The sequence below is a fragment of the Methylobacterium sp. XJLW genome (assembly GCF_003254375.1).
Lineage (GTDB): Bacteria > Pseudomonadota > Alphaproteobacteria > Rhizobiales > Beijerinckiaceae > Methylobacterium > Methylobacterium fujisawaense.
The window spans coordinates 1327242-1352468 of record NZ_CP016429.1 but is presented as its reverse complement, the minus strand read 5'-3'; the positions used below and the strand labels follow the sequence as shown (position 1 = coordinate 1352468).

Sequence of the window (25227 nt, the reverse complement as noted above, 5' to 3'; positions counted from 1 at the left end):
CCGACGCATCCATGATCGACCTCATCGGCCTCTTCTCCCTGCGCCGCCGCTCCATCGCGGTGCGGCTCGCCGTGTCGGCGTTCCTGTCGAGCTCCGCGATTCTGCTGATCGCGGCCTGGATCCTCACGACCCTCTACCGCGAGAACACCGAGCGCTCCTTCGACAGCCGGCTCCTCGTCTTCGCCAACAACCTCGCCACCGATCTCGTCTCGCCCAACGATCCCGAGAGCCGGACCTTCTCGCTGGGCGATCCGCGCTTCGACCTGCCCCTGTCCGGCTGGTACTGGCAGGTCGGCAAGCCCGACGCGAAGCCGCGGGACGTGCGCACCTCCCGCTCGCTGGTCGGCGTGCCGCTGCCGGCGGCCACCGATTCGGACGGCAAGGCCGGCGTCGGCCAGATCCGCCAGGGCTACGGCAAGGGGCAGGACGGGCGCCTCCTGCGCATCATGGAGCGCGACGTCGATCTCGGCGAGGAGGGCCGCTACACGGTCCGGGTCGCGGGGCCCGCCGACGAGATCGTCAACGACGTCGACCGGTTCCGCAATTCGCTGACCATCACCTTCGGCCTGCTGGGCCTGTCCCTGGCGATCACAACCCTGCTGCAGATCCGGTTCGGCCTCGCGCCGCTCAAGAAGATGCGTGCGGCGCTGGGCGCCGTGCGCCGGGGCGAGGCCGACCGCATCACCGGCACCTATCCCCGCGACATCGCGCCGCTCACCGGCGAGGTGAACCTTCTGATCGAGACCAACCGGGAGATCCTGGAGCGCGCCCGCACCCAGGTCGGCAACCTCGCCCACGCCCTGAAGACGCCGCTCTCGATCATCGTCAACGAGGTCGGCGCCTCCGATGCCCCCGAGGAGCTGACGCACAAGATCCGCGAGCAGGCCGCGGTGATGCGCGATCAGGTCAATTACCATCTGGACCGGGCGCGGGCCGCGGCGCTCGCCGGCACGCTCGGCACCTCGACCGAGGTGGAGCCGGCGCTGGCCGGCCTCGTGCGCACCTTCGGGAAGATCTACCGGGACAAGGATATCGCCTACGACGTCCACGTGCCTCCCGGCCTGCGCTTCCGCGGCGAGCGCCAGGACTTCGAGGAGATGGTCGGCAACCTCGTCGACAACGCGTCGAAATGGGCCCACGGCCGGGTGGCGATCCGGGCCGAGGCGGTCGACAAGGACGATTATCCCCACCTCGTCGTCGCCATCGAGGATGACGGCCCCGGCCTGCCGCCGGAGGCCCGCCAGGCCGTGCTCGGCCGGGGGCGGCGCCTCGACGAATCGAAGCCCGGATCCGGCCTCGGCCTGTCGATCGTGGCCGACCTCGCCGCCCTGTACCGGGGGCGGTTCACCCTGGAGGAGGGAGCGCTCGGCGGCCTGCGGGCGGTGCTGGAGGTGCCGGGCGACCTGCCCGTCGGCACCGCGACCCACTGAGGCCGTCCGCGAGTTCCGCGAGGGGTCGGTGTGAGGTCGACGCGGCCTCATGGCCCAGCCCAGGCCCTTGTCATCGTGGGAGAGTTGCGTGACACCGTGCCGCCGTCGGGAGGCGTCGTGGCATCACGCTGCCGGCTCCACAGGGCGTGGGGAGGGGCGGGCCGGTCCGGCTCGTTGGCGGAAAGGTCCATGACGGCGATCTGGTTCATTCTGGCGGCCATGACCGCGGCGACCGTTCTCGGCCTGCTCTGGCCGATGTCGCGGCGCGCCGCCGTGCCGACCGGCGAGGCGGGCGGGAGCGGGCTCGCCACCGAGACCGCCTTCTACGAGGATCAGATCGCCGAGATCGACCGCGACTTCGAACGCGGCCTGATCGCTCCGGACGAGGCCGAGACCGCCAAGGCCGAGGCGGCCCGCCGCCTGCTCCGGGCAAGCCGCGAGGCGCAGCGCGAGGCCGAGGATGCCGGCCTCGTCGAGGCCGCGCGCCCGGCCGAGCCGCGCCTGCGCCGGCGGCGGGCCGCCTCGGCCTTCGCGCTCTCCACCATTCCCCTCGTGGCGCTGATCGCCTACGGCCTCTACGGCTCGCCCGAACTGCCCGCCCAGACGGAAGCCGACCGGCAGGCCACCCGCGGCGGGGCCGACGAACTCATGAAGGCTGTGGGGCAGATCGAGGCGCGCCTCGCCCGGGACCCGAACGACGCCCGCGGCTGGGCGGTGCTCGCCCCGGTCTACATGCGCACCGGCCGCTTCGACGATGCCGCCCGCGCCTACGCCAACATCGCGCGCCTGAAGGGCGAGACCGCCGACACCCTCGCCGATCAGGCCGAGGCCCTCACGGCGGCCGGCGACGGCACCGTCTCGCCCGAGGCCAAGGCCCTGTTCGAGAAGGCCCAGGCCAAGGAGCCGAACGCCCCGAAGCCGCGCTTCTATCTGGCCCGGGCGGCCGAGCAGGCCGGCGATACCGGTGAGGCAATCCGCCAGCTCACCGAACTCGAGGCCAGCAGCCCGCCGACCGCCCCCTGGCTCGGAATCGTCAAGCAGAGCCTCGCCCGCCTCAAGGGCGAGCCGCCGCCGCCCCCGACGACGCCCCAGGCCGCCCCGAAGATCCCGGCCGAGCAGCAGGCGGCGATCCGCGGCATGGTCGACGGTCTCGATGCCCGTCTCAAGGCCGGCGGCGGCACCTCCGACGAATGGCTGAGGCTCGTCCGGTCCCGGGTGGTCCTCGGCGAGCCCGATCAGGCGGCCGCCGCCCTGGCCCGGGCCCGGACCGCCCTCGCGGGTGACCCGCAGGGGCTCGCCCAGGTGGAGCAGGGCGCCCGCGCCGTGGGACTCGGCGCGGAGGGCGCGGCGCCCGGGCCCGCCGGGTCGGGTGAGGCCGGCCCGACCGCGCAGGCCGAGAAGGAGGCCGCGATGGCGGCGGTGCGCGCCATGCCGCAGGCGGAGCAGCAGGCGGCGATTCGCAGCATGGTCGAGGGGCTCGACCGGCGCCTCGCCGCACGGGGCGGCACGCCGGACGAGTGGATGCGCCTCGTGCGCTCCTACAGCGCGCTGGGCGAGCGCGACCAGGCCGTGAAGGCCCTCGACCGCGCCCGGATGGCGCTGGCCGCCAATAGCGACGCGGTGGCGCGGCTCGACGGACTCGCCCGGGAGCTGGACCTCGCCGCCAAGCCGAATCCCTGACAAGCTCGATCCGCGACACGGCGAAATCGTGAGGCCGCCTGCGCGGGACGGGGCCCGTACGACAATCGGTCCTGATGCCCGCCCTTGACCCGCGGGCGCCTGGAGCCGACACCCTCAAGACTAGAATGAGAACGGTTCCGGTCGGGGCGGGTCTCCGCGCGCCGGACCGCGGGGTGGAAGTATCGTGACGCGTAAGAAACGCCGCCTGATCCTGATCGCCGCCTGCGGCAGCGTGCTGGCGCTCGCCGTGGGGCTGATCCTGTACGCCATGAGCGGCTCGATCGTGTTCTTCCGCTCGCCCACCGACATCGTCCAGCAGGCCATCGCCCCGGGTACGCGCCTGCGGCTCGGCGGTCTGGTGAAGGACGGCTCGCTCAGGCGCGGCCCGGACCAGACGGTCGATTTCGCCGTCACCGACACGAACGCCACCGTCGCGGTCCACTACAAGGGGCTGCTGCCAGACCTGTTCCGGGAAGGGCAGGGCGTGGTCGCCGAGGGGGTCCTGGAGCCCGGCGGCGAGTTCCGCGCCGACACGGTGCTCGCCAAGCACGACGAATCCTACATGCCCCGCGAGGTGGCCGACGCGCTGAAGGCGCAGGGGCGCTGGCAGGAGGGGGGGCCGAACAAGGCGGCCCCGGCGCCGAAACCCGCTACGGCGGCGGCGGACAGCACCCTCGGCCCCCGCAGCGAGCGGTGAGGGAACCCGCATGATCGTCGAGACCGGTCACTTCGCCCTCGCGCTCGCGCTGGCGATCTCCCTCGTCCAAATGGTGATGCCGATCTGGGCGGCACGTTCGGGCGATCCGGCCCTGCGCCAGACCGCTTCGCAGGCGGCGCTCGGCGCCTTCGCCTGCGTGCTGTTCGCATTCGCGGCGCTCACCTGGGCGCACGTCACCTCCGATTTCTCGGTCCAGAACGTCGTCGAGAATTCGCACACGCAGAAGCCGCTGATCTACAAGCTCTCCGGCGTCTGGGGGAACCACGAGGGCTCGATGCTCCTCTGGGTGCTGATCCTCACGCTGTTCGGCGCCTGCGTGGCCGCCGCCAAGAACGCGGTGCCGCCGCGGCTGCGGGCCAACACCCTGGGCGTGCAGGGGCTGATCACCTTCGTGTTCGTGCTGTTCATCATCACGACCTCGAACCCGTTCACCCGCGTGATCCCGGCGCCGCTCGAGGGCAACGACCTCAACCCGCTGCTGCAGGATCCCGGCCTCGCGATCCATCCGCCGCTCCTCTATGTCGGCTATGTCGGCTTCTCGATCAGCTTCGCCTTCGCGGTGGCCGCGCTGATCGACGGGCGGATCGACGCCGTCTGGGCGCGGGCGGTGCGGCCCTGGACGCTGACCGCGTGGTGCTTCCTGACCCTCGGAATCGCGATGGGCTCCTATTGGGCCTATTACGAACTCGGCTGGGGCGGCTGGTGGTTCTGGGATCCGGTCGAGAACGCCTCGCTGATGCCGTGGATCGCCGGCACGGCGCTGCTCCACTCCACGGTGGTGATGGAGAAGCGCGACGCCCTGAAGGTCTGGACGGTGCTGCTCGCCATCCTGACCTTCTCGCTCTCGCTGATCGGCACCTTCCTGGTCCGCTCCGGGGTCATCACCTCGGTGCATTCCTTCGCCACCGACCCGACCCGCGGCGTCTTCATCCTGGCGATCCTGGTGCTGTTCATCGGCGGCTCGCTGACGCTGTTCGCGTGGCGCGCGCCGCTGCTCCGGCAGGGCGGTCTGTTCGCGCCGATCTCCCGCGAGGGCTCGCTCGTCCTCAACAACCTCTTCCTGGTGGCGGCCTGCGCCACCGTGCTGGTCGGCACCCTCTACCCGCTGGTGCTGGAGATGCTGACCGGCGAGAAGATCACGGTCGGGCCGCCCTTCTTCAATTCCACCTTCGTGCCGCTCGCGATCCCGCTGCTGCTGATCGTGCCCGTGGGGCAGGCACTGGCCTGGAAGCGCGGCGACGTGCTCGCCGCCGCCCAGCGCCTCTTCGCCGCGCTGGCGGTGGCCCTGGTCGTCGGCTTCGTGGTCCTGGCCCTCACCTGGGGCGGCCCGGTCCTGGCACCGGTGGGGATCGGCCTCGGCGCCTATCTGCTGATCGGCTCCGTTCTGGAGATCGTCACCCGCGCCCGGGGCTACGGGGCGAGCCGGGCCCGCTCGCTCGGCCAGATCGGGCGCCGCGCCGTCGGCCTGCCGCGCTCGGCCTGGGGCACCGCCATCGCCCATGCCGGGGTCGGCGTGGTGGTGCTGGGCATCGCCGCACAGGGCTGGGCCACCGAGGGCTTGGCGACCCTCAAGCCCGGCCAGACCCTTGCGACGGGGCCCTACACGGCCACCCTGGACCGGGTCGCGCCGCGCAAGGGACCGAACTACGAGGAGGCCGCCGCCTACCTGACGATCCGCACCCGCGCCGGCGACGAGGTGGGCCAGGTCGAGACCGGCAAGCGCTTCTACCCGAGCCGCAAGATGGCGGTGACGGAGTCCGGGCTGCTGACGATCGGCGCCAGCCAGGTCTATGCGAGCCTCGGCGAGATCGGCCAGGACGGTGGCGTCGGCCTGCGCCTCTACTACAAGCCGCTGGTCCTGCTGATCTGGCTCGGGGCGGTGGTGATGGCGGTCGGCGGCGGCCTGTCTCTGACGGACCGGCGGATGCGCGTGGGCGTCCCCGCCAAGGCGAAGGCGCGGCCGCTCCCCGTTGCGGTGCCGGCCGAATGATGGCGCGCCGCTCCCTCCGACCGGCCCTGGCGGCGCTGGCCCTGCTGGCGTCGCTTCCCGCCCACGCGGTCCAGCCCGACGAGGTGCTGAAGGATCCCACCCTGGAGCACCGCGCCCGGGAGATCTCGGCCGAGCTGCGCTGTCTCGTCTGCCAGAACCAGTCGATCGACGATTCCGACGCGCCGCTCGCCAAGGACCTGCGCCTGATCGTGCGCGAGCGGCTGCAGAAGGGGGACAGCGACAAGGCGGTGCTCGACTACGTCGTGGCGCGCTACGGCGAGTTCGTGCTGCTGCGCCCGGTCTTCGCGCTGCACACCCTGCTGCTCTGGCTGACCCCGGTTCTGGCGGTGCTGCTGGGCGGCTTCGGCCTGTGGCGCCTCGCCCGCCGCCGGCCGCCCGCACCGGTCCGGACTCTGTCGGCCGCCGAGCAGGCGGAGGTCGCGGCGCTGCTGCGACGCGATTAGAATTGGGGGCGGTAGCGATTCGCCCGCCCCATTCGGCACGAGTCTTGGATCGGGCTTCGCAGACCGCATGATCGGCGACGCGCCCCGGGGCAGGACGATGACGGCCGCTACGCTCACCATCTCGAGCCGCAATTATTCCTCGTGGTCGCTGCGGGGCTGGCTGATCTGCCGGATGGCCGGTCTCGACTTCCAGACCGAGGTCCTGTCCGGCACGGATGCCACCAGCCGGGCGGAGCTGCTGCACCTGTCGCCGTCGTTCCTGGTGCCGCGCCTGCGCCACGGCGACGTGGTCGTCTGGGACACCCTGGCCATCGCCGAATATCTGGCCGAGACTTTTCCCGCGGCCGGTTTCCTTCCCGGCAACGCGGCGGAGCGCGCCCATTGCCGGTCCATCTCCGGCGAGATGCATTCCGGCTTCGTCAATCTCCGCTCGGCCCTGCCGATGAACCTGCGTGCCTTCCACCCTGACTTCCGGGTGTTCAACGGCGCGAAGGCCGACATCGAGCGTATCGTGACGATCTTCGACGATTGCCTGGACCGCTACGACGGGCCGTACCTGTTCGGAGCGCGACCGTGCCTGGCGGACGCCATGTATGCCCCGGTCTGCACCCGCTTCCGCACCTACGACGTCGCCCTGCCGCCCCGCGCCGCCGCCTACCGCGACACGATCCTGCACTGGCCGCTGATGGTGGAATGGGCGGAAGCCGCTGCCGACGAGCCGGACGAGATCGAGGAACTGGAGATGGAGTTCTGACGAGCCGCCTGCTTGGCCTCCGGCCTGCGCAGGTCGTCCCTGCAAGCGGGGCGCGCAGGCAACCCGGATGCCCTCCCTCGGTCGCTCCCTGTCGCCGCCGGACGAAGGCGACCTACGCACCCTACGATCCAGGGTGACGGGACACGAGCCAGCGTCGCGGAGGTGCATGGCTCGCGCCGCTCGGAAAGGCAGAGGCGGACGATCGAGCAGATTCACCGTGTGGATGCAATTTATTGCAGGGCACAAATTCATGTTGCGCCGCACGCAGATGTGGTCCGTCACCGCTCCGATTCAAAAAATTAATTTCTGACAAAGAATTAGCCGGAATTGGCCGAGGCGCGGTCGGCCGGGTTACAGCTCGACAAACGTCCTTTGTCGAGCGACCGGACTGCGCGATTGAAGCCAACCGGCATTTCTGTTCCTCTTCGCATTAGAACAGGAACAGACTGGGCTGGAAACCATGGCGCGTCACGAGCCCTGGAGCGCGGAGCGCGCATCCGGGATCATCGCCGAACACACCCATCTCGAAGGGGCCACGCTGCCGATCCTGCACGCGCTGCAGGAGACGTTCGGCTACGTGGATTCCGGCGCCGTGCCGCTGATCGCGGACGCGCTGAACCTGTCGCGCGCCGAGGTGCACGGCTGCATCACCTTCTACCACGATTTCCGCGCCCACCCCGCCGGCCGCCACGAGGTGAAGCTGTGCCGGGCCGAGGCCTGCCAGGCCATGGGCTCCGACAAGCTCCATCGCGAGATCCTCGGCCGCCTCGGCTGCGGCTGGCACGAGACCACCGCCGACGGCAGCGCCACGGTGGAGCCGGTCTACTGCCTCGGCCTCTGCGCCAACGGTCCCGCCGCGCTGGTGGACGGTGAGCCCGTCGCGCACCTGACCGCCGACGCCCTCGAAGCTGCACTGACGGAGGTGCGCCAGTGAGCGTGACCCTCTACATTCCCCGCGATGCCGTCGCCCTCGGCCTCGGCGCCAACAAGGTCGCCCGCGCGCTGTTCGCCGGCGCCGAGCGCCGCGGTCTCGACGTCACCATCGTGCGCACCGGTTCCCGCGGCCTGTTCTGGCTGGAGCCGATGGTCGAGGTCGGCACGCCCGAGGGGCGCGTCGCCTACGGCCCGGTCAAGCTGGCGGATATCGACGCCCTTCTGGATGCCGGCCTCGCCACCGGCGGTGACCATCCCCTGCGCCTCGGTGATCCTGAAAAAATCCCCTACCTCGCCCGGCAGCAGCGGCTGACCTTCCACCGCTGCGGCGTGATCGATCCGGTCTCCGTGGACGATTACCGGGCCCATGGCGGCTATCGCGGCCTCGAGGCCGCGCTGAAGCTCGATGCCGAGGGCATCGTCGCGGCGGTGCGCGATTCCGGCCTGCGCGGCCGGGGTGGTGCCGGTTTCCCGGCCGGCATCAAGTGGAACACCGTGATGCTCGCCAAGGCGGACCAGAAGTATGTGGTCTGCAACGCCGACGAGGGCGATTCGGGCACCTTCGCCGACCGGATGATGATGGAGGGCGACCCCTTCAACCTCATCGAGGGCATGACCATCGCGGCCGTCGCGACCGGTGCCACCCGCGGTTACATCTACCTGCGCTCCGAGTACCCGCAGGCGTTTGCCACCCTCAAGGAGGCCATCGCCAACGGCGTGACCGCCGGCGTGCTCGGCGAGAATATCCTGGGCTCGGGCAAGACCTTCCACCTGGAAGTGCGCCTCGGCGCCGGCGCTTATATCTGCGGTGAGGAGACCTCGCTGCTGGAGAGCCTCGAGGGCAAGCGCGGCATCGTCCGCGCCAAGCCGCCGATCCCGGCGCTGAAGGGCTTCCTCGGCAAGCCGACGCTGGTCAACAACGTCATGACCTTCACGGCCGTGCCGTGGATCCTGGAGAACGGCGCCAAGGCCTACGCCGATTACGGCATGGGCCGCTCGCTCGGCACCCTGCCGATCCAGCTCGCCGGCAACATCAAGCACGGCGGCCTGATCGAGATGGCCTTCGGCATCACCCTCCGGCAGGTGATCGAGGATTTCGGCGGCGGCACCCGTTCGGGTCGGCCGGTCCGGGCCGTGCAGGTCGGCGGGCCGCTCGGGGCCTACTTCCCCGACCATCTCCTCGACACGCCCCTCGACTACGAGGCGATGGCGGCCAAGAAGGGCCTCGTCGGCCACGGCGGCATCGTGGTGTTCGACGACACCGTCGACATGGCCGCCCAGGCCCGCTTCGCCTTCGAGTTCTGCGCCACCGAGTCCTGCGGCAAGTGCACCCCCTGCCGCATCGGCGCCACCCGCGGCGTCGAGACCATGGACAAGGTCATCGCCGGCATCCGGCCGGATGCGAATCTCAAGCTGGTCGAGGACCTCTGCGAGGTCATGACCGACGGGTCGCTCTGCGCCATGGGCGGGCTCACCCCGATGCCCGTCATGAGCGCGATCACCCATTTCCCCGAGGATTTCAGGCGCGCCGGCGATCTGCCGGCCGCGGCCGAGTAAGGAGGCGTCGATGGGCCTGATCAAGGAGATCGACTACGGCACGCCGATCCGCGTGGCGGAGCAGACCGTCACGCTGACGATCGACGGCATGTCTGTGACGGTGCCGGCGGGCACCTCGGTGATGGCGGCGGCGATGCATGCCGGGACGCAGATCCCGAAGCTCTGCGCCACCGATAGCCTGGAGCCGTTCGGCTCCTGCCGCCTCTGCCTCGTGGAGATCGAGGGCCGGCGCGGCACCCCGGCCTCCTGCACGACCCCGGCCGAGAACGGCATGGTCGTCCACACGCAGAACGAGAAGCTCGCCAAGCTCCGCAAGGGCGTGATGGAGCTCTACATCTCCGATCACCCGCTGGACTGCCTGACCTGCGCGGCCAACGGCGATTGCGAGCTGCAGACGCAGGCCGGCGTCGTCGGCCTGCGGGACGTCCGCTATGGCTATGACGGCGACAACCACGTCAAGCCGAGCGCCGAGAAGTATCTGCCGAAGGACGAGTCGAACCCGTACTTCACCTACGACCCGTCGAAGTGCATCGTCTGCAACCGCTGCGTGCGCGCCTGCGAAGAGGTGCAGGGCACCTTCGCGCTGACCATCGCGGGCCGCGGCTTCGACAGCCGCGTGGCCGCCGGCCCGACCAACTTCTTCGAGTCGGAATGCGTCTCCTGCGGCGCCTGCGTGCAGGCCTGCCCGACCGCGACCCTTCAGGAGAAGTCGATCCACGAGTACGGCCAGCCCGAGCACGCCGAGGTGACGACCTGCGCCTATTGCGGCGTCGGCTGCTCGTTCAAGGCCGAGATGCAGGGCGAGCGCGTCGTCCGCATGGTCCCCTACAAGGGCGGCAAGGCCAATGAGGGCCATAGCTGCGTGAAGGGCCGCTTCGCCTACGGCTACGCCACCCACAAGGACCGCATCACCAAGCCGATGATCCGCGAGAAGATCACGGATCCGTGGCGCGAGGTCTCCTGGGAGGAGGCCATCGACCGGGCCGCGAGCGAGTTCAAGCGGATCCAGGCCAAGTACGGCAAGGATTCGGTCGGCGGCATCACCTCGTCGCGCTGCACCAACGAGGAGGCCTACCTCGTCCAGAAGCTCGTGCGCGCCGCCTTCGGCAACAACAACGTCGATACCTGCGCCCGCGTCTGCCACTCGCCGACCGGCTACGGCTTGATGTCGACGCTCGGCACCTCGGCCGGCACACAGGACTTCAAGTCGGTGGAGCATTCCGACGTGATCCTGGTGATCGGCGCCAACCCCACCGACGGCCATCCGGTCTTCGGCTCGCGGATGAAGAAGCGCCTGCGCCAGGGCGCCAAGCTGATCGTCGCCGATCCGCGCAAGATCGACCTCGTGAAGTCGCCCCACATCAAGGCCGACTATCACCTGCCGCTGAAGCCCGGCTCCAACGTCGCCTTCATCAACTCGCTGGCGCACGTGATCGTCACCGAGGGGCTGATCGACGAGGCCTATGTCCGCGAGCGCTGCGACCTCGCCGAGTTCGAGTCCTGGGCCCGGTTCATCGCCGATGAGCGGCACTCCCCGGAGAGCCAGCAGCCCTTCACCGGTCTCGACCCAGCGGAAGTCCGCGGGGCGGCCCGGCTCTACGCCAAGGGCGGCGCAGCCGGCATCTACTACGGTCTGGGCGTCACCGAGCACAGCCAGGGCTCGACCATGGTGATGGGCATGGCCAACATCGCCATGGCCACCGGAAACATCGGCAAGCTCGGCGCCGGCGTGAACCCGCTGCGCGGCCAGAACAACGTGCAGGGCTCCTGCGACATGGGCTCGTTCCCGCACGAGCTCACCGGCTACCGCCACGTCTCGGACGACGCCACCCGCGAGAGCTTCGAGGCCCTCTGGGGCGCCAAGCTCGACAACGCGCCGGGCCTGCGCATCACCAACATGCTCGACGAGGCCGTCGAGGGCTCGTTCAAGGGCATGTACATCCAGGGCGAGGACATCGCGCAGTCCGACCCGGACACGCACCACGTCACCTCGGGCCTGATGGCGATGGAGTGCATCGTCGTCCAGGATCTGTTCCTGAACGAGACCGCCAAATACGCCCACGTCTTCCTGCCGGGTGCCTCGTTCCTGGAGAAGGACGGCACCTTCACCAACGCCGAGCGCCGCATCTCGCGGGTCCGCAAGGTGATGGCCCCGATGGGCGGCTACGGCGACTGGGAGGGCACCGTGCTGCTCTCCAACGCGCTGGGCTACAAGATGGAGTACAGCCACCCGTCCGAGATCATGGACGAAATCGCCTCGCTCACCCCGAGCTTCACCGGCGTGTCCTACGCCAAGCTCGACGAGCTCGGCTCGGTGCAGTGGCCCTGCAACGAGAAGGCGCCGCTCGGGACGCCGATGATGCACGTGGACCGGTTCGTCCGCGGCAAGGGTCGGTTCATGATCACCGAGTTCGTGGCCACCGAGGAGCGGACGGGGGCGAAGTTCCCGCTGATCCTCACCACGGGCCGGATCCTGTCCCAGTACAATGTCGGCGCGCAGACCCGGCGCACCGAGAACTCGCGCTGGCACGAGGAGGACGTGCTGGAGATCCACCCGTTCGACGCGGAGCTGCGCGGCATCGTCGACGGCGATCTCGTCGCCCTGGAGAGCCGCTCGGGCGACATCGCCCTCAAGGCCAAGATCTCCGAGCGGATGCAGCCGGGCGTGGTCTACACGACCTTCCACCACGCCAAGACCGGCGCCAACGTCATCACCACCGACTACTCGGACTGGGCGACCAACTGCCCCGAGTACAAGGTGACGGCGGTGCAGGTCCGGCGGACCAACCGGCCGTCCGACTGGCAGGCGAAGTTCTACGAGGAGGACTTCTCCCTGACCCGGATCGCCAATTCCCAGGGCACTGCGCTCGACGCGGCAGAGTAAGAGTATCCGATGAGTGCCGTGACGCAGGCGGACAAGCTCGTCCGCATGGCCAACCAGATCGCCACCTTCTTCCGGTCCTACCCGGAGGAGGAGGCGGTCGCCGGGGTCCAGAAGCACATCAAGGCGTTCTGGACGCCCAAGATGATCGCGCATCTCGAGGCCGCCCTCCCGGAGCAGGGCGACCGGGTCGACAGCTACGTGCGGCGGGCGTTGCAGGGCGAGGAGCCGGCGGCCGACAGCCCGGTGAGGCCCGCGACCCGGGATCCGCAGCTCGCGGGGGCGGGCGCCAGCGACGCGGGCTGACCGATCGGCACTGGTCCGAGGCTTCGGGCTCTGACCCGGCCGGAGCCGAGCGGCGAAGGATCACGCGAAACGCCCCCCTCTTCCGACCGGGAGAGGGGGGCGTTTCGCGTCTGGCCTGTGCCGATGCGTGAAGGGGGGCTGGCGCTGACGAGGTGCGCCGACATCGGGCGCGTCTGAAGGGCGCCTGCGCCGTCATGCGATGGCCGCCCGATCTGGGCGGCCATCGCCCCGTTGGACCCGGCGACGTCGGTCGCCGGGCCTGCCGATGTCAGTTCTTGAGGGCGACCGTGAAGTCGGCCTCGGTCTTCTTGCGGATCTCGTCCTCGGTGACGCCGTCGGCGAGTTCGATCAGCGTCATGCCGCCGTCGCCCTTCTTGTCGATGGCGAACACGCCGAGATCGGTGATCACCAGATCGACCACCTGGGTTCCGGTGAGCGGCAGGTCGCAGGCCTTGAGCAGCTTCGGGCTCTCGGTACCGTCCTTGTTCTTGGCGACGTGCTCCATCACCACGACCACGCGCTTCACCCCGGCCACGAGGTCCATGGCGCCGCCCATCCCCTTCACCATCTTGCCGGGGATCATCCAGTTGGCGAGGTCGCCGTTGCCGGCCACCTGCATGGCGCCGAGGATCGACAGGTTGATGTGCCCGCCGCGGATCATCCCGAAGGAATCCGCCGAGGAGAAGTAGCTCGTCGTCGGCAGGGCGGTGATCGTCTGCTTGCCGGCGTTGATCAGGTCCGGATCCTCCTCACCCTCGTAGGGGAAGGGGCCCATGCCCAGCATGCCGTTCTCCGACTGGAGCTGCACCGACATGCCCTCGGGGATGTAGTTCGACACCAGCGTCGGGATGCCGATGCCGAGGTTCACGTAGAAGCCGTCCTCCAGCTCCTTGGCGGCGCGCGCCGCCATCTGCTCGCGGGTCCAGGCCATCGTTCTCGCTCCCTTCCCGTCCGGTCAGTGCGTGCCGCCGCCGGCCGCGGCGGCCGGGGTCGCATCGTTGCGCTTGCGCGTTGTGCGCTGCTCGATGCGCTTGTCGCGCACGCCCACGTCGACGATGCGCTTCACGAAGATGCCGGGCGTGTGGATCGTGTCCGGATCGATCTCGCCCGGCTTCACGAGATGCTCGACCTGCGCCACCGTCATCTTGGCGGCGGTGGCCATCATCGGGTTGAAGTTGCGCGCGGTCATCCGGTAGCGCAGGTTCCCCTCGGTGTCGCCCGTATGGGCGTGGACCAGGGCGAGGTCGGCGAACAGGCCGCGCTCCATGACGTAGTGCTCGCCATCGAACTCGCGGACCTCCTTGCCCTCGGCGACCTTGGTGCCGACGCCGGTCTTGGTGAAGAAGGCCGGGATGCCGGCACCGCCGGCGCGGATCCGCTCGGCGAGCGTGCCCTGCGGGTTGAACTCGATCTCCAGCTCGCCGCCGAGATACTGGCGGGCGAATTCCTTGTTCTCGCCCACGTAGGACGAGATCATCATCCGGACCTGGCGGGTGTCCAGAAGCTTGCCGAGGCCGACCCCGTCGATGCCGGCATTGTTCGAGACGACGGTGAGACCCTTGACGCCCGAGAGGCGCACCGCCTCGATCAGCTCGTCCGGGATGCCGCAGAGGCCGAAGCCGCCGCACATCACCATCATGTCGTCGTGCAGGAGGCCGGCCAGGGCCGCGGCGGCATCCGTGTAGACCTTCTTCATCGAACCGTCCTTTTCCCGCCGGACCCGACCGGCCGAAACCTTGGGAAGTGCGTGTCCTCGCGCCTGCTCTCCCCGATTCCGCGCGTGAAATCCAGTGGTGCGCCGCACCGGTCCGCGCGGACGCGGGCGATCCGTAACCGGCACTGCGTTGGGGAGGGCAGGGCGGCCCTGCGCGGGCGCGGCAGACAAAGCCGGCCAAGGACGCTAAATTGCTCACTCGACGTGCAGACCCTGCCGGGCCGCGGCAGCCCGAGGGGCCGGCGCGGCGCCCGGCTTCCGGTCACAGCCGCCGCCCCTTCGGAGCATGATGTCGCTGCGCCGCCCGATCTTCGTCCTCGCTCTCGGGAGCCTGATCGCGGCCGGCCTCGGCCTGCGCGATTGGCCCCTGGAGGACGGCCGGGTCACGGCCTACGCGCGCCGCGCCTTCGACGCCTACGGCCTGGGCCTGACGCTGCAGGGCCCCGCGAGCGTCGCGGTGCTGCCTTGGCCGCGCCTGACCCTCGACCGCGTCCGGCTCGCCGCCGGTTCCGACGGACCGGTCCTGGCGGATGCGGGCCGCCTGACCCTCGACCTCGACCCGCTGAGCCTCCTCGGCGGGCGCGCGGCCGTGAGCGGGCTTCGCCTGGAGGGTGCGCGGCTGTCGGATGACCCCGCCGGCTGGGACGCCCCCCTCGCGCGCCTCGCCGAGCAGGCCCGGTCCGGCGGGACGGCCCGGCCACGCCGCATCGTCGTGCGCGACGCGCGCCTCGCCGCCGGCGACACGGCCCGGGACATCGACCTGGACATCGCGTGGCCGCTCTGGGGAAAGACCGCCGAGGGCCGCGCCAGCTTCACGTGGCGGGGCGTGCCGACCCGGATCACCCTGACCCACCTGCGTCCGGCCGAGCTGGCCCAGCGCCGCCGCAGCCCGTTCACCGCGGAGGTCACGTGGCCGGACGGCAGCCTCGCGGCGGACGGAACGGTGGCGCCGCCCGCGGAGGGGAACGCGCTGCCCGTCCTGTCCGGGCAGGTCCGGTTCGAGACGCGATCCCTGCCGGAGAGCCTGGCCTGGATCGGCCGTGATGTGCCGCTGGCGCCGCTCGCCGGCGCCTTCTCGATCGACGGCCGGTTCGAGACGGCGGAGCGGTCCATCTCGTGGCCGAGCCTGCGCATCGGCCTCGGTCAGAACGTGCTGGAAGGCGCCGGCGCCGTCGCCTTCGGACCCGGCAAGGCGCCGCGCCTCTCGGTGCAGGCGACCCTGGCGGCCGAGACCCTCGACTTCACGCCGCTCGTCGAGGATCTGACCCGGCTCCTCGATCCCGCCCCGGTATCCGTCGCCCTGGCGCCGCTCACGCAGGGCGACCTCGACCTCCGCCTGTCGGCGGCGGAGGGCCGCGCCGGCGCCGTTCGGGTGCAGGATCTGGCGGCGAGCATCCTGGTGCGGGATACCGCCCTTGAGGTCGCGGTGAACCGGGCCCGGATCCAGGACGGCACGTTCAAGGGGCGCGTGAACCTGACGAGCGGGACCGATCCGGCCGCGACGGAGCTGCGCACCCAGGGGAGCCTCGACCGCGTCGATCTCGGTGCGCTCCTCGGCGAGATCGGCGCGGCCCGCTGGGTGGTCGGGCCCGTCCAGGGGCATTTCGCCCTCGAATCCAGGGCGCGTGACACGGTCGGCCTCCTGGCGCATCTCGGCGGACGGGCCACGCTCGCCATGGATGGCGGCGCCATCGCGGGCCTCGATCTCGCCGACGTCGTCCACCGCAACGGTGCCGTGGCGTCCGGAGCTCTGGCGCGCCGGAACGGCCGGACCGCGTTCGAGCGGGCCGTGGTGACGCTGCGCTTCGTCGACGGTGTCGGCGAGATCGCCGAGTCGGGTCTTCTGGGGCCGAGTGTCGGCGCCACCCTTCACGGCCAGGTGTCGCTGCCGGAACGGCGACTCGACGCCAGGGGCGATCTCGTTCTGCGGCCGCCCGGCGATTCCGCCCGCGGGATCCTGTTCGCGGTGACGGGCCCCTGGAACGCCCTGACGGCTCAGACGGCCGCCCACAGCGAGCCGTCCGATCCGGCCGGCCGGATCGGGGATGCGATGCTGCCCGATCCTCTCAAATTGCCCGCCACCCTCGGCCTGCCCGGCAGTGTCCGTGCCTTCGCGCCGTGACGGTCGCGCGTTGGCGCCGGCCCCGGCCAAGCTCTAAGATCGGATCCCGATCGCCGTCATGATCCCCATGCGCCGCCTGCTCATCGAGGAACCCGTCACCCGCGCAGGGCCTCTGGCCCGGCGGCTCGCCGTGTTCTCCGTCATCGCCACCGGCATCGCCCTGATCTTGGTCCGAGACCCGCGTGCCGACACCGACGCGGCGCTCGCGGCCCTGGTGGCCGGGTTCGGGGTCGCGGTGCTCGCCGCGGCGGCTGCGGTCTTCGCCTTCGTGCGGGTCTGGCGCGAGGGGGCTCGCGGTCTCGGGGCCGCCCTCGCAGGGCTGATCCTCGCGCTGGCGGTCCTCGGCTATCCCGCTTTCCTGGGCTTGCGCAGCCTGCGGCTGCCGGCGCTGTCCGACATCACCACCGACATCGACAACCCACCCGCCTTTTCGCGCTCGCGGGCGGCCTTCGCGGCTCGCGGCGGCCGCTACCCGGCGGATCCCGGCCCCGCGATCCGCGAGCGCCAGCGCGGCGCCTATCCGCAGATCGCGCCCCTGACCCTCGATATCGGCGCCGACGAGGCCTTCGAACTCGCCCGGCAGGCGGCGCTAAAGCGGCACTGGCAGATCGTCGAGGCGATCCGGCCGGGGGGACGCACCGGGAACGGTCGGATCGAGGCCGTGGCCCGCGGTCTGATCCTCAACCTGCCCGGCGACGTCACCGTGCGTATCCGCCCCCGCGCGGACGGGGCGCGGATCGATGTGCGCTCGGCCTCGCGCCTCAGCGGCCGCGATTTCGGCAGCAACGCGGACCGGATCCGGGCCTATCTCGACGACGTCGCCAACCTCGCCCTCGCGGTGAAGTGACCCGTCGCGTCCCTCAGGCCGGCGCGTAGGTGCCGTCCAGCCGGGGGGCGCCGTCGCAGGTTGCGCGCCCGCGTCCGACAAGATCCTCCAGATGGGCGAAGACCGACAGCGCCGCGGCGCCGCGGAGACGGGGATCGAGCCCCTGGTAGATCGCCGCGACGATGTCGGCGATCCGCCTGTCCCCGGCCGCCAGCCGCGCGCGGATCGCCGCTTCGCGCTGGCGGCGGTGCCCGGCCAGCCCGCGCAGGAACCGGGCGGGCTCGCATACGGGTCCGCCATGGCCCGGCCAGTACACGGTCTCGTCGCGCCCGCGCAGCTTGTCGAGGGAGTCCATGTAGGCCCGCATCGCGCCGTCCGGCGGGGCCACGATCGTGGTCGACCACGCCATGACGTGGTCTCCCGAGAACAGCGCCTGCGCTTCCGGCAGCGCGAAGGCGAGATGGTTCATCGTGTGGCCGGGGGTCTCGACGGCCACGAGGGTCCAGCCTCGACCGGACACGGAATCGCCCTCCGCCATGATCCGCTCGGGAGCGTGAGCCCGGTCGGCGCTGGCATCGAGCATCGGCGCTTCCGCCTCCGAGAGCGCGCGTGCGGCCCTGTGTGGCCCGCATCCGACGATTGGCGCGCCGGTGCGGGCAGCGAGGAGCCGCGCGCCCGGAGAATGATCACGATGGGTGTGGGTGACCACGATGGCCTCCACACGCTCCCCAGCGAGGTCCTGAAGCAGCGCCTCGATATGCACCGGATCATCCGGGCCCGGATCGAGCACCGCGACGCGATCCTGGCCCACCACGTAGGTGCAGGTGCCGCTCGCCGTGAAGAAGCCGCCGTTCGGCGCGACCCGGCGGCGGATCAACGGGGCGACCGGCTCTAGCCGCCCGGCTGGGGGCATCGAACGATCGAAGGTCAGGCTGTTCTCGTCGGCGTCCGCCATCGCGATCCCATGCGATCGACACGGCGTTTCCTTGGACGGTTCGACGCCGCGTGGCAATCGGCTCGGAGGCCGCGATCCGACGTTCCGGGCATTCCCCGCGTATCCGGCAAGTTCCGATGTCGCAGACGCGCTCTGCGACCGGATGACCGCCCCTGCACCGACCTCGCCCCCTGGAGGCGGCCCTCGGTCTGGGCGTGACGCTTACGGGCCAGACCGCGACGAAGGACGTCAGCCCTGGCGGCGGGTCTGTCGAGCGCGCACGCGGACCGGTACGGGCGCCGGTGCCGGCAGGAGACCGAGCGCTGCCGCGCGCAAGGCATCGCCGGTTCTATCGACGAGATCGGCGAGGCGCACCGCCAGCGCGGCGGCCTTCGATCGAACGGCACTCTTGGCAGATTGCAGCATCGCAAATCCCGGATCGAGCCTGGAGACCTCTCTTCGAACGCTAGCGCCCCTGTCTCGTTCCGTCACCCCTTGACGCGGACAGCGCACGAACCCCCCGCTCCCCAGGGGACTTCGCGATCGGGGCGGAACCGGAGCGAAACCTTGGCGTTTTCGTGTTCAGAACGACGCGGCCCGCCCGCGTTGAGACTTTCGAAGGATCTGAACGATGCTCGGTTGGGCCGTAACTTTTCTCGTCGTCGCCCTCGTGGCCGCTCTGCTTGGCTTCGGCGGCATCGCTGGCACGGCGATGGAAGCTGCCAAGCTGGTATTCTTCGTGGCCATCGTCCTCTTTGCGATCTCGGCGGTCGTGGGACTGATGCGGGGCCGCTCGCCGACACTTTGAGGAACGACCGGAGACGCCGGCCCCGATCCCGGGCCGGCGCACGGCGCGATGAGAAGCCGCCGCCCCGTTCGGCGGCTTTTTCCGTCGTGTCGGTCCGCATACTGGGCTCGAGACGGTTCCGTCTGGCCGAGGCGGGGGTATCGGGATGGGCGTCCGCTGGATCCGGGGTCGAGGGCTCTCGACCGTCAGGCTTTGCGGTCGGCGCTGTCCAGCTTCGCGATCAGTTCGGCAAAGCGGTCGGGCACCGGTTGCTGCGTGACCGTGTCGTACATCGCGCGCAGCTGCGTCGCGATACGATTGCGGGTCTGGTCGCTCAGGCCGTTCTTGGTCCGGTGGTCGGTGGTCTGGTCAGGGGTGTCGAAAGGTTGCTGATCGACGGCGCCGTCCTGGCCCTCCGACGAGCGATTCGAGACAGTCTCGGCATGCGAATAGCGCGCGCGAAGACCTCCCTCCTTTCCCTGGTCCACCATCAATAGGCCCCTTGTTGCCGAAGTCGGCTCGGCCGCATTGTGCTGCGGCTCGACATACGCCATGGCTGCGGCGGCAACGCCTGCCCGCCGGGATCGGTTCCGCCGGGGGGTGGAACGGAGTGCGGGCCTCCGCGTTGGGCGGTAGGCTGCGCAGGACACAAGCCGGCCCCGGCAGGACTTCGGTAAAGGACCGAGGCGTTCGCGGCCGGGCAACACGGCGAGGCACAGGGGATCGAATGTCGACATCGCAACTCGTGGTACAGCACCTGCCGTACCTGCGCCGCTACGCGCGGGCGCTCACGGGTAGCCAAGTGGCGGGCGACGCGTATGTCGCTGCCACCCTGGAGACCCTCGTCAACGAACCGGACACGCTCGGCCGGAGCACCAACATCAAGGCCGATCTGTTCCGTGTCTTCACGCGGATCTGGAACTCGCTCTCGGTGAACGGCCGCAGCGAGCAGGTTCAGCACGATCTGCCGGCGGAGGTCCGTCTCGGCCAGATCACGCCGCTGCCGCGGCAGGCGTTCCTGCTCTCCTGCCTCGAAGGCTTCTCCGAGGAAGATGCGGCTATCATCCTGGGCGTCGACGTCTCCGAGGTCCGTGACCTCGTGGACGAGGCCGGCCGCGAGCTGGCCGCCGACATGGCGACCGAGATCCTCATCATCGAGGACGAGCCGCTGATCGCGATGGATCTCGAGGCCCTCGTGGAGGGTCTGGGTCACAATGTCATCGGCGTCGCCCGCACCCGCACCGAGGCGATCAAGATCGCCGGCGAGGGTAAGCGTCCCGGCCTGATCCTGGCGGACATCCAGCTCGCCGACGGCTCCTCGGGTCTCGATGCCGTGAACGATCTCCTGAAGACCTTCGAGGTCCCGGTGATCTTCATCACGGCCTATCCGGAGCGGTTCCTCACCGGCGAGCGTCCCGAGCCCGCCTTCCTCATCGCGAAGCCCTTCCAGCCGGCGAATGTCTCGGCGGTGATCAGCCAGGCGCTGTTCTTCCAGCAGACGGCCCGTCGGCGCGAAGCCAAGACGGCCTGAGAGGACGGCCTGAGCCGGGCTCGGCGGTTCTCGCCGGGCTGAACCGGTCCCAGGCCGCCTCCGAGCCTCGATGACGACAAAAACCCCGGCTTGCGCCGGGGTTTTTTGTTGTCCGTGCCGGAGACCCGGACATCCCGGATGCAGGCGCAAAAAAACGGGCCGGAGAAGTCTCCAGCCCGTCGCGAAGGTTCCGGCCGATGCACAAGGGGAATGCGGGGAGGACCAGGTGGCCGGGTGCAGAGAAAACGGATGCCGGACCGGGAGGTTCCAGCAAACGCACTTTTTCTGATGCGGTGGCCTTTTGGCCACATGTGGATGGTGTGGATTGCGGGCGTGCGCCGCCGCACCAACGGCCGGGCTGTCATCGAATACTCAGGATACGTAGGCGCGTCACAGTCTAGGAACCTGCGATTGCAGGGCGCGTTATACGAACATCCTGTCAAGCTCTCGCATGAGGTCGGGGCAATGCTGCGGTCTGGTTTCCTCCTGGGCGTGAGTGCTCCTGCCGCTCTTCTCACCGTCCTCGTCCAGCCGGTCGTGCGCGACACGGCGGATCGTTGGGTGCCCCCGGTGCCCACCGCCCAGACGGCGCAGATTCCGCTGCCGGGGATGCGGCCGGTCTCCATCGCGCTCAGCCCGACGCGGGTCGCGGGCGTTCAGAAGGCCGACGGTCGGATTGCCCCGGTCGCAGGGGAAGCTCAGGATCTGGAGATCAAGCCGATCCTGCGTCAGCCGCCCCGGCGTATGGTCCGCGAAGGCTGCGAGACGGCTCTGAGCTCCCTGGTCGGGCCCGAGGCGCGCCGCATGACCCCCGGGCGTTGCATTTCCTGATCGTTGCCCCCCGGATCCCGTAACGCAAAAGGCCCCGTCACCATGGCGGGGCCTTTTGCGTTGGTGTGCCGTGTTGGCATTGCCGAAACGAAAACGGCGCCGGTCCGAAGACGCGGCGCCGCTACGCGATACGCGTGAGCCGATGCCTCACTCGGCCCGGCCTGTCCCCGTGGACTGACCGCCCTTGCGACCGGCGGACGAAGCCAATTCGCGATCCTGCGAAAAGGAACGCTTCTCTGCCGGCACGCTGCGGCCGCCCTTGCTGGCGATCTCGCGCTGCCGCTCGAGGTTCATCGAGGCAAAGCCCCGCTTCGAGGTCGAATTTCCGGATGCCATCAGTTCCTCCTCAGGCTTCGCTTCACCCCGCAACAACCTTCAGCAATAACCAAGGTTCCTATCCCGAGACCTGCTCAAGCTTCCGCCAGCTAAGCTTGGCAGCAACCCGGACTTGTGTCGGGCGTTGGTCGACGTTCGACCTTGGTCGACATCCGCGGCCGTGTCGGCATGACCGGAGCCACGGCGACTTGGTCCGGGAGGCGGTGCGACAGTGCGACCGCGGAATGAGATGGGGTATCGCGCATGACGAACCGCAACATGGTCAAGGATCCTGCCCCGGGCACGGCGACGGAGCGGCCGAACACGCCGCCGATGCCGCCGATGCCGGCCCCGGAAGATTCCGCTACGCCGACCACCCGTGAGGAGCCCACCGACTCGCCCCATCTGAATGCCAGCCTCAAGCGCGAAGCGCCCGCTCCCGGGCGCCAGGGCCTCTCGACCGAGCGCTGATCCAGGTCGAAGCCGCCCTCAAGCCTGCCGCCGGTGCGTGAGGCGGATCAGGGCGGCGATCAGGAGGGCGATTGCCAGGATGGTGACGATTCCGGCCCCCGTCAGGATCCGCTGGATGAGCGGCGTATAGAGACCCCGTGCGGCATCGTAACCGTAGCAGAGCAGCGTGAGCCGGTCGGCGAGGCTGCCGACCCGGCCTTCGCCGGCCTCGGTCAGGGCGAGGCGGAGATCCCGCCCGGTTAGGGCGAGGGGCGACAGCACCCGTGCCACCCGGCCGTCGGCGGCGAGAAGAATGGCCGCCGCCGGATGGGCGAAGCTGTCGGTGCCGGCATCATAGACGGCCTGATAGCCCAGGGCGCCGGTGAGGCGCGCGAGGGCCGTGTCCGAGGCGATCAGAGCCCGGGGGCGGGCCGATGCATCCCGGTCTCCCAGCGTATCCGCGAGCATGCGGCGCGCGGCCGCGGGATCGTCGCGCGGGTCGATCCCGACCAGGACGAGCCCGTAATCGTCCCGCGGGAGTCCTGTCGCCGCGAGGGCCTCCACCGACATCGACACCATCGGGTCGCATACATTGCCGCAGGTGTAATCGACCGGCAGCAGCAGGGCGGCCCGACCGTCGAGGGCCTTGCCCAGGGTGGTGGGCTGCCCGGTGCGCGCATCGGTGACCGCAAGGTCGAGCGGGACGCGGGCCCCCGGGGGCGGCGTGACCGCGACACGGGCGAGATCGGCCTGGACCAGCCGGGCTACGGCCGGCCTCGACCCCAGGATGAGGCCGAGTGCCAGCAGGGCGCCGAGACCACACCGCCAAGTTGCGTCCAGTGCAGGGCTGGACAAGTGCCTGACGAACCGCATGGATATACGGGCCCGTCCGGCCCCGCCGTCCTGGGCGTGAGACCCGTCGCGGAGCCCCCGAATGACCCTCGACACCGAGGTTTCCTCCCTGAAGCAGGTGCCGCTGTTCCGCGAGGTGGAACCGTCGCGCCTGAAGCTTCTGGCCTTCACCAGCGAGCGGGTGCATTTCGAGCCGGGGCAACGCTTCTTCGCCCGCGGCGATGTGGCGGATGCAGCCTACGTGATCCTCTCGGGCACCGCGGAGGTCAGCATCGATGGCCCCGCCGGCCCGGTGCGGCTGGCGTTGCTGGGCCAGGATGCCCTGGTCGGCGAGATGGGCATCCTGGCCGAGCAGCCCCGATCCGCCACCGTGACGGCGCAATCCGCGGTGACCGCCCTGCGCATCGACCGGGGCGTCTTCCTGGAACTGCTCGCACAGTTTCCCCAGATCAGCATCGCCCTGATGCGCGTCCTGGCCTTGCGGCTGGAGCAGACCAATCAGGCGCTGGCCGAGAGCCGCGGCTGATCACGCTGCGTAAGTGATGAATTCCAGGAGCGACCCGTCCGGATCCCGGAAATAGACGCTCTGGCCGGGACCCGCGGCGCCGTGCCGCTCCACCGGCCCGAGTTCCACCACGATGCCGGCTGCCTCGAGATGCGCGATCGCCGCCTCGATCGGACCCGACCAGCGGAAGCACAGATCGCTGTTGCCGGGCTGGACGGGTTTGGCCGCCACGGGCACCGCCTCGACGCCAGGGCCATGGCAGTTGAGCTGGACGCCGCCGAACCGGTAGGCGAAGCCTGGGCCGCGCTCGATGATCTCGGCGCCCACCACATCCCGGTAGAAGGCATTGGATCGGGCCCAGTCGCTGACGTGGATCACACAGTGGTCGAGGTGTATCGCCGGGCTGAGCGGGACCTCGGGTGCGGTCGTCGCCTCGGTCGGAAGAGTTTGGGTCTCGGGCATCCTTCACCTCCGCGCCGGCCGCAATAGAGCGTTGCCGCGATTCTGAATTAGGGCGCAACCGTGGCCGCGCGAGCCGCCCGCACGCGATCCGCTGCGGCGGAAAAGCTACATCGTCACGGGCGCTGAGGCGGTAGGCATGGCGCGACGACCGTATCCCGCACGACAGGACCTATGATCGCCACGCTTCCATCGGCCTGGAGCCGCCTGCGCCGGATCGCCCTCTCGCGGATCCTCCTCGCCGTGGTGGCGATCGCGCCGCTGGCGGCCTGTCAGACCCGTCCGGTCCAGGTCGCGCAGGACGACGAATCCGCTTGGTACATCGGCGCAAAGCCCGACAAGCCCTTCGACATTCCCCTCGTCGATACCCAGCGGCTCGACCCCAAATATCGCCGGCAGCAGGTCAGCTACAACGGCCCCGAGCAACCCGGCACCATCGTCGTCGACATCGACAAGCGCCAGCTTGTCCTTGTTCAGGCCGATGGCACGGCGATGCAGTACGGCGTCGGCGTCGGCAAGGCAGGCTTCTCCTGGAAGGGCGAGGCCCGGGTCGGACGCAAGGGCGTCTGGCCGGATTGGAGCCCGACGGCCACGATGGTCTCGCTCCATCCCGACTTGCCACGGACCCGTAAGGGCGGCGTCGACAACCCGCTCGGTGCCCGCGCGCTCTACCTGTACCAGGGCAACCGCGACATCCTGTTCAGGATCCACGGCACCAACGAGCCCTGGAGCATCGGTGAGCAGATGTCGTCGGGCTGCGTCCGGATGCTGAACGAAGACATCGCGGATCTCTACGAGCGCGTGCCGGTGGGAACCCGCGTTCTCGTCAAGCGCAACGGCCAATACCGGACCTGATCGGTCTGGCTCCCCCGACGTCGGCTGCGACGCGCAAAGGCGGCGGTCAGCCGGCCGGCCTCACAGAGGCGGCGTCGCGCGCCTCTTCGGAGGCGTGGCGCGCGAGACGGCCGAGACCCTCACGATCCAGCGCCGGGTCACGCGGGGCGCCGTCCCGTACCATGCCGTCGCTCGCCAGGACCGCGGCCGTGGTCAGCCCCGGGCTCGTACGGGCGGCCGGTCCTTCCGGCCCGATCGCGAGGCCGATCCAGGTGAGAAGGGCTGCGCTCAGGGCCAAGCCGGCGAGCAGGGTCTTGAGAAAGCTCATGCGATACAACGACGGCTCCGGGGCGC

27 protein-coding genes are annotated in these 25227 nt (G+C 70.1%); 18 read left to right on the top strand and 9 right to left on the bottom strand.

Annotated features, from left to right (window positions below; genetic code table 11):
* Nucleotides 1-11 precede the first annotated feature (11 nt).
* From A3862_RS06310 to A3862_RS06265, 10 genes are all read left to right on the top strand, one after another.
* The gene (locus A3862_RS06310; protein WP_043349505.1) at nucleotides 12-1430 is read left to right on the top strand and encodes an ATP-binding protein; all 1419 of its coding nucleotides are present in this window, start codon (nucleotides 12-14) and stop codon (nucleotides 1428-1430) included.
* A 189-nt stretch (nucleotides 1431-1619) separates the two neighbouring features.
* The gene (gene ccmI / locus A3862_RS06305) at nucleotides 1620-3110 is read left to right on the top strand and encodes a c-type cytochrome biogenesis protein CcmI (RefSeq protein ID WP_111473445.1); all 1491 of its coding nucleotides are present in this window, start codon (nucleotides 1620-1622) and stop codon (nucleotides 3108-3110) included.
* 184 nt (nucleotides 3111-3294) lie between these two features.
* Nucleotides 3295-3807, top strand: coding sequence for a cytochrome c maturation protein CcmE (gene ccmE / locus A3862_RS06300; RefSeq protein WP_111473444.1), 513 nt, complete (start codon nucleotides 3295-3297; stop codon nucleotides 3805-3807).
* Nucleotides 3808-3817: 10 nt separating this feature from the next.
* Nucleotides 3818-5818: a heme lyase CcmF/NrfE family subunit gene (locus A3862_RS06295; RefSeq protein WP_043760138.1), complete on the top strand. Its 2001-nt coding sequence runs from the start codon at nucleotides 3818-3820 to the stop codon at nucleotides 5816-5818.
* Nucleotides 5818-6282, top strand: a complete 465-nt coding sequence (locus A3862_RS06290; protein ID WP_043388082.1) for a cytochrome c-type biogenesis protein — start codon at nucleotides 5818-5820, stop codon at nucleotides 6280-6282. Before A3862_RS06295 ends, A3862_RS06290 begins: the two co-directional genes overlap by 1 nt.
* 97 nt (nucleotides 6283-6379) lie before the next feature.
* The gene (locus A3862_RS06285) at nucleotides 6380-7036 is read left to right on the top strand and encodes a glutathione S-transferase family protein (RefSeq protein WP_043349495.1); all 657 of its coding nucleotides are present in this window, start codon (nucleotides 6380-6382) and stop codon (nucleotides 7034-7036) included.
* Nucleotides 7037-7496: 460 nt separating this feature from the next.
* On the top strand, nucleotides 7497-7970 hold the full coding sequence (locus A3862_RS06280) for a formate dehydrogenase subunit gamma (protein ID WP_010684574.1): 474 nt from the start codon (nucleotides 7497-7499) through the stop codon (nucleotides 7968-7970).
* Nucleotides 7967-9526: a formate dehydrogenase beta subunit gene (locus tag A3862_RS06275; protein WP_043760140.1), complete on the top strand. Its 1560-nt coding sequence runs from the start codon at nucleotides 7967-7969 to the stop codon at nucleotides 9524-9526. The genes A3862_RS06280 and A3862_RS06275 overlap by 4 nt, the downstream gene beginning before the upstream one ends.
* A gap of 10 nt (nucleotides 9527-9536) precedes the next feature.
* Nucleotides 9537-12410, top strand: a complete 2874-nt coding sequence (gene fdhF / locus A3862_RS06270; protein ID WP_043349489.1) for a formate dehydrogenase subunit alpha — start codon at nucleotides 9537-9539, stop codon at nucleotides 12408-12410.
* 9 nt (nucleotides 12411-12419) lie between these two features.
* A complete protein-coding gene (locus tag A3862_RS06265; protein WP_043349488.1) occupies nucleotides 12420-12713 on the top strand; it encodes a formate dehydrogenase subunit delta in 294 nt (97 codons plus the stop codon).
* A 268-nt stretch (nucleotides 12714-12981) separates the two neighbouring features.
* Here A3862_RS06265 and A3862_RS06260 read toward each other — a convergent pair whose 3' ends face one another.
* Together A3862_RS06260 and A3862_RS06255 are read right to left on the bottom strand one after the other, a co-directional pair.
* Complete coding sequence (locus tag A3862_RS06260) at nucleotides 12982-13644, bottom strand: 3-oxoacid CoA-transferase subunit B (RefSeq protein WP_043349486.1); 663 nt, start codon at nucleotides 13642-13644, stop codon at nucleotides 12982-12984.
* A gap of 24 nt (nucleotides 13645-13668) precedes the next feature.
* Nucleotides 13669-14409 (bottom strand): CoA transferase subunit A, encoded by a 741-nt coding sequence (locus A3862_RS06255; RefSeq protein ID WP_111473443.1) that lies wholly within the window; start codon nucleotides 14407-14409, stop codon nucleotides 13669-13671.
* A 304-nt stretch (nucleotides 14410-14713) separates the two neighbouring features.
* On the opposite strand from A3862_RS06255, the gene A3862_RS06250 reads away from it, so the two are divergent.
* The gene (locus A3862_RS06250) at nucleotides 14714-16549 is read left to right on the top strand and encodes an AsmA family protein (RefSeq protein WP_236961811.1); all 1836 of its coding nucleotides are present in this window, start codon (nucleotides 14714-14716) and stop codon (nucleotides 16547-16549) included.
* Between the two features lie 67 nt (nucleotides 16550-16616).
* The gene (locus A3862_RS06245) at nucleotides 16617-17396 is read left to right on the top strand and encodes a DUF1499 domain-containing protein (RefSeq protein ID WP_043349473.1); all 780 of its coding nucleotides are present in this window, start codon (nucleotides 16617-16619) and stop codon (nucleotides 17394-17396) included.
* Between the two features lie 13 nt (nucleotides 17397-17409).
* Here the strand turns inward: A3862_RS06245 and A3862_RS06240 are convergent, their stop codons facing one another.
* Together A3862_RS06240 and A3862_RS31410 are read right to left on the bottom strand one after the other, a co-directional pair.
* Entirely contained in the window at nucleotides 17410-18330 is a 921-nt protein-coding gene (locus A3862_RS06240; protein WP_043760142.1) for an MBL fold metallo-hydrolase, read from the bottom strand.
* 228 nt (nucleotides 18331-18558) lie between these two features.
* The gene (locus A3862_RS31410; protein ID WP_164706346.1) at nucleotides 18559-18735 is read right to left on the bottom strand and encodes a hypothetical protein; all 177 of its coding nucleotides are present in this window, start codon (nucleotides 18733-18735) and stop codon (nucleotides 18559-18561) included.
* Between the two features lie 205 nt (nucleotides 18736-18940).
* Between A3862_RS31410 and A3862_RS06235 the strand changes: the two genes are divergently transcribed.
* Entirely contained in the window at nucleotides 18941-19117 is a 177-nt protein-coding gene (locus A3862_RS06235) for a DUF1328 domain-containing protein (RefSeq protein WP_007568853.1), read from the top strand.
* 185 nt (nucleotides 19118-19302) lie between these two features.
* Here A3862_RS06235 and A3862_RS06230 read toward each other — a convergent pair whose 3' ends face one another.
* Complete coding sequence (locus A3862_RS06230) at nucleotides 19303-19650, bottom strand: NepR family anti-sigma factor (RefSeq protein ID WP_236961801.1); 348 nt, start codon at nucleotides 19648-19650, stop codon at nucleotides 19303-19305.
* Between the two features lie 173 nt (nucleotides 19651-19823).
* On the opposite strand from A3862_RS06230, the gene A3862_RS06225 reads away from it, so the two are divergent.
* Both A3862_RS06225 and A3862_RS31960 read left to right on the top strand, forming a co-directional pair.
* Nucleotides 19824-20627, top strand: coding sequence for a response regulator (locus A3862_RS06225; RefSeq protein ID WP_043349459.1), 804 nt, complete (start codon nucleotides 19824-19826; stop codon nucleotides 20625-20627).
* 249 nt (nucleotides 20628-20876) lie between these two features.
* Nucleotides 20877-21458: a hypothetical protein gene (locus A3862_RS31960; RefSeq protein WP_236952777.1), complete on the top strand. Its 582-nt coding sequence runs from the start codon at nucleotides 20877-20879 to the stop codon at nucleotides 21456-21458.
* Between the two features lie 147 nt (nucleotides 21459-21605).
* Here A3862_RS31960 and A3862_RS06215 read toward each other — a convergent pair whose 3' ends face one another.
* The gene (locus A3862_RS06215) at nucleotides 21606-21794 is read right to left on the bottom strand and encodes a general stress protein (RefSeq protein ID WP_043349455.1); all 189 of its coding nucleotides are present in this window, start codon (nucleotides 21792-21794) and stop codon (nucleotides 21606-21608) included.
* Nucleotides 21795-22037: 243 nt separating this feature from the next.
* On the opposite strand from A3862_RS06215, the gene A3862_RS06210 reads away from it, so the two are divergent.
* Nucleotides 22038-22244, top strand: coding sequence for a hypothetical protein (locus A3862_RS06210; protein WP_053609227.1), 207 nt, complete (start codon nucleotides 22038-22040; stop codon nucleotides 22242-22244).
* A gap of 18 nt (nucleotides 22245-22262) precedes the next feature.
* On the opposite strand, the gene A3862_RS06205 is transcribed toward A3862_RS06210, so the two are convergent.
* A complete protein-coding gene (locus A3862_RS06205; RefSeq protein WP_236961799.1) occupies nucleotides 22263-23078 on the bottom strand; it encodes an electron transporter in 816 nt (271 codons plus the stop codon).
* Between the two features lie 79 nt (nucleotides 23079-23157).
* Here A3862_RS06205 and A3862_RS06200 point away from each other — a divergent pair, with 79 nt between their 5' ends.
* Nucleotides 23158-23601, top strand: a complete 444-nt coding sequence (locus tag A3862_RS06200; protein WP_043349450.1) for a cyclic nucleotide-binding domain-containing protein — start codon at nucleotides 23158-23160, stop codon at nucleotides 23599-23601.
* Here A3862_RS06200 and A3862_RS06195 read toward each other — a convergent pair whose 3' ends face one another.
* Nucleotides 23602-24042 carry a VOC family protein gene (locus tag A3862_RS06195; protein WP_043386008.1) on the bottom strand — a complete coding sequence of 147 codons (441 nt, stop codon included), beginning with the start codon at nucleotides 24040-24042 and terminating at the stop codon, nucleotides 23602-23604.
* 171 nt (nucleotides 24043-24213) lie between these two features.
* Here A3862_RS06195 and A3862_RS06190 point away from each other — a divergent pair, with 171 nt between their 5' ends.
* Entirely contained in the window at nucleotides 24214-24894 is a 681-nt protein-coding gene (locus tag A3862_RS06190) for a L,D-transpeptidase (RefSeq protein ID WP_043349444.1), read from the top strand.
* 46 nt (nucleotides 24895-24940) lie between these two features.
* Here the strand turns inward: A3862_RS06190 and A3862_RS06185 are convergent, their stop codons facing one another.
* Nucleotides 24941-25201 carry a hypothetical protein gene (locus A3862_RS06185; RefSeq protein ID WP_043386011.1) on the bottom strand — a complete coding sequence of 87 codons (261 nt, stop codon included), beginning with the start codon at nucleotides 25199-25201 and terminating at the stop codon, nucleotides 24941-24943.
* Nucleotides 25202-25227: the final 26 nt, after the last annotated feature.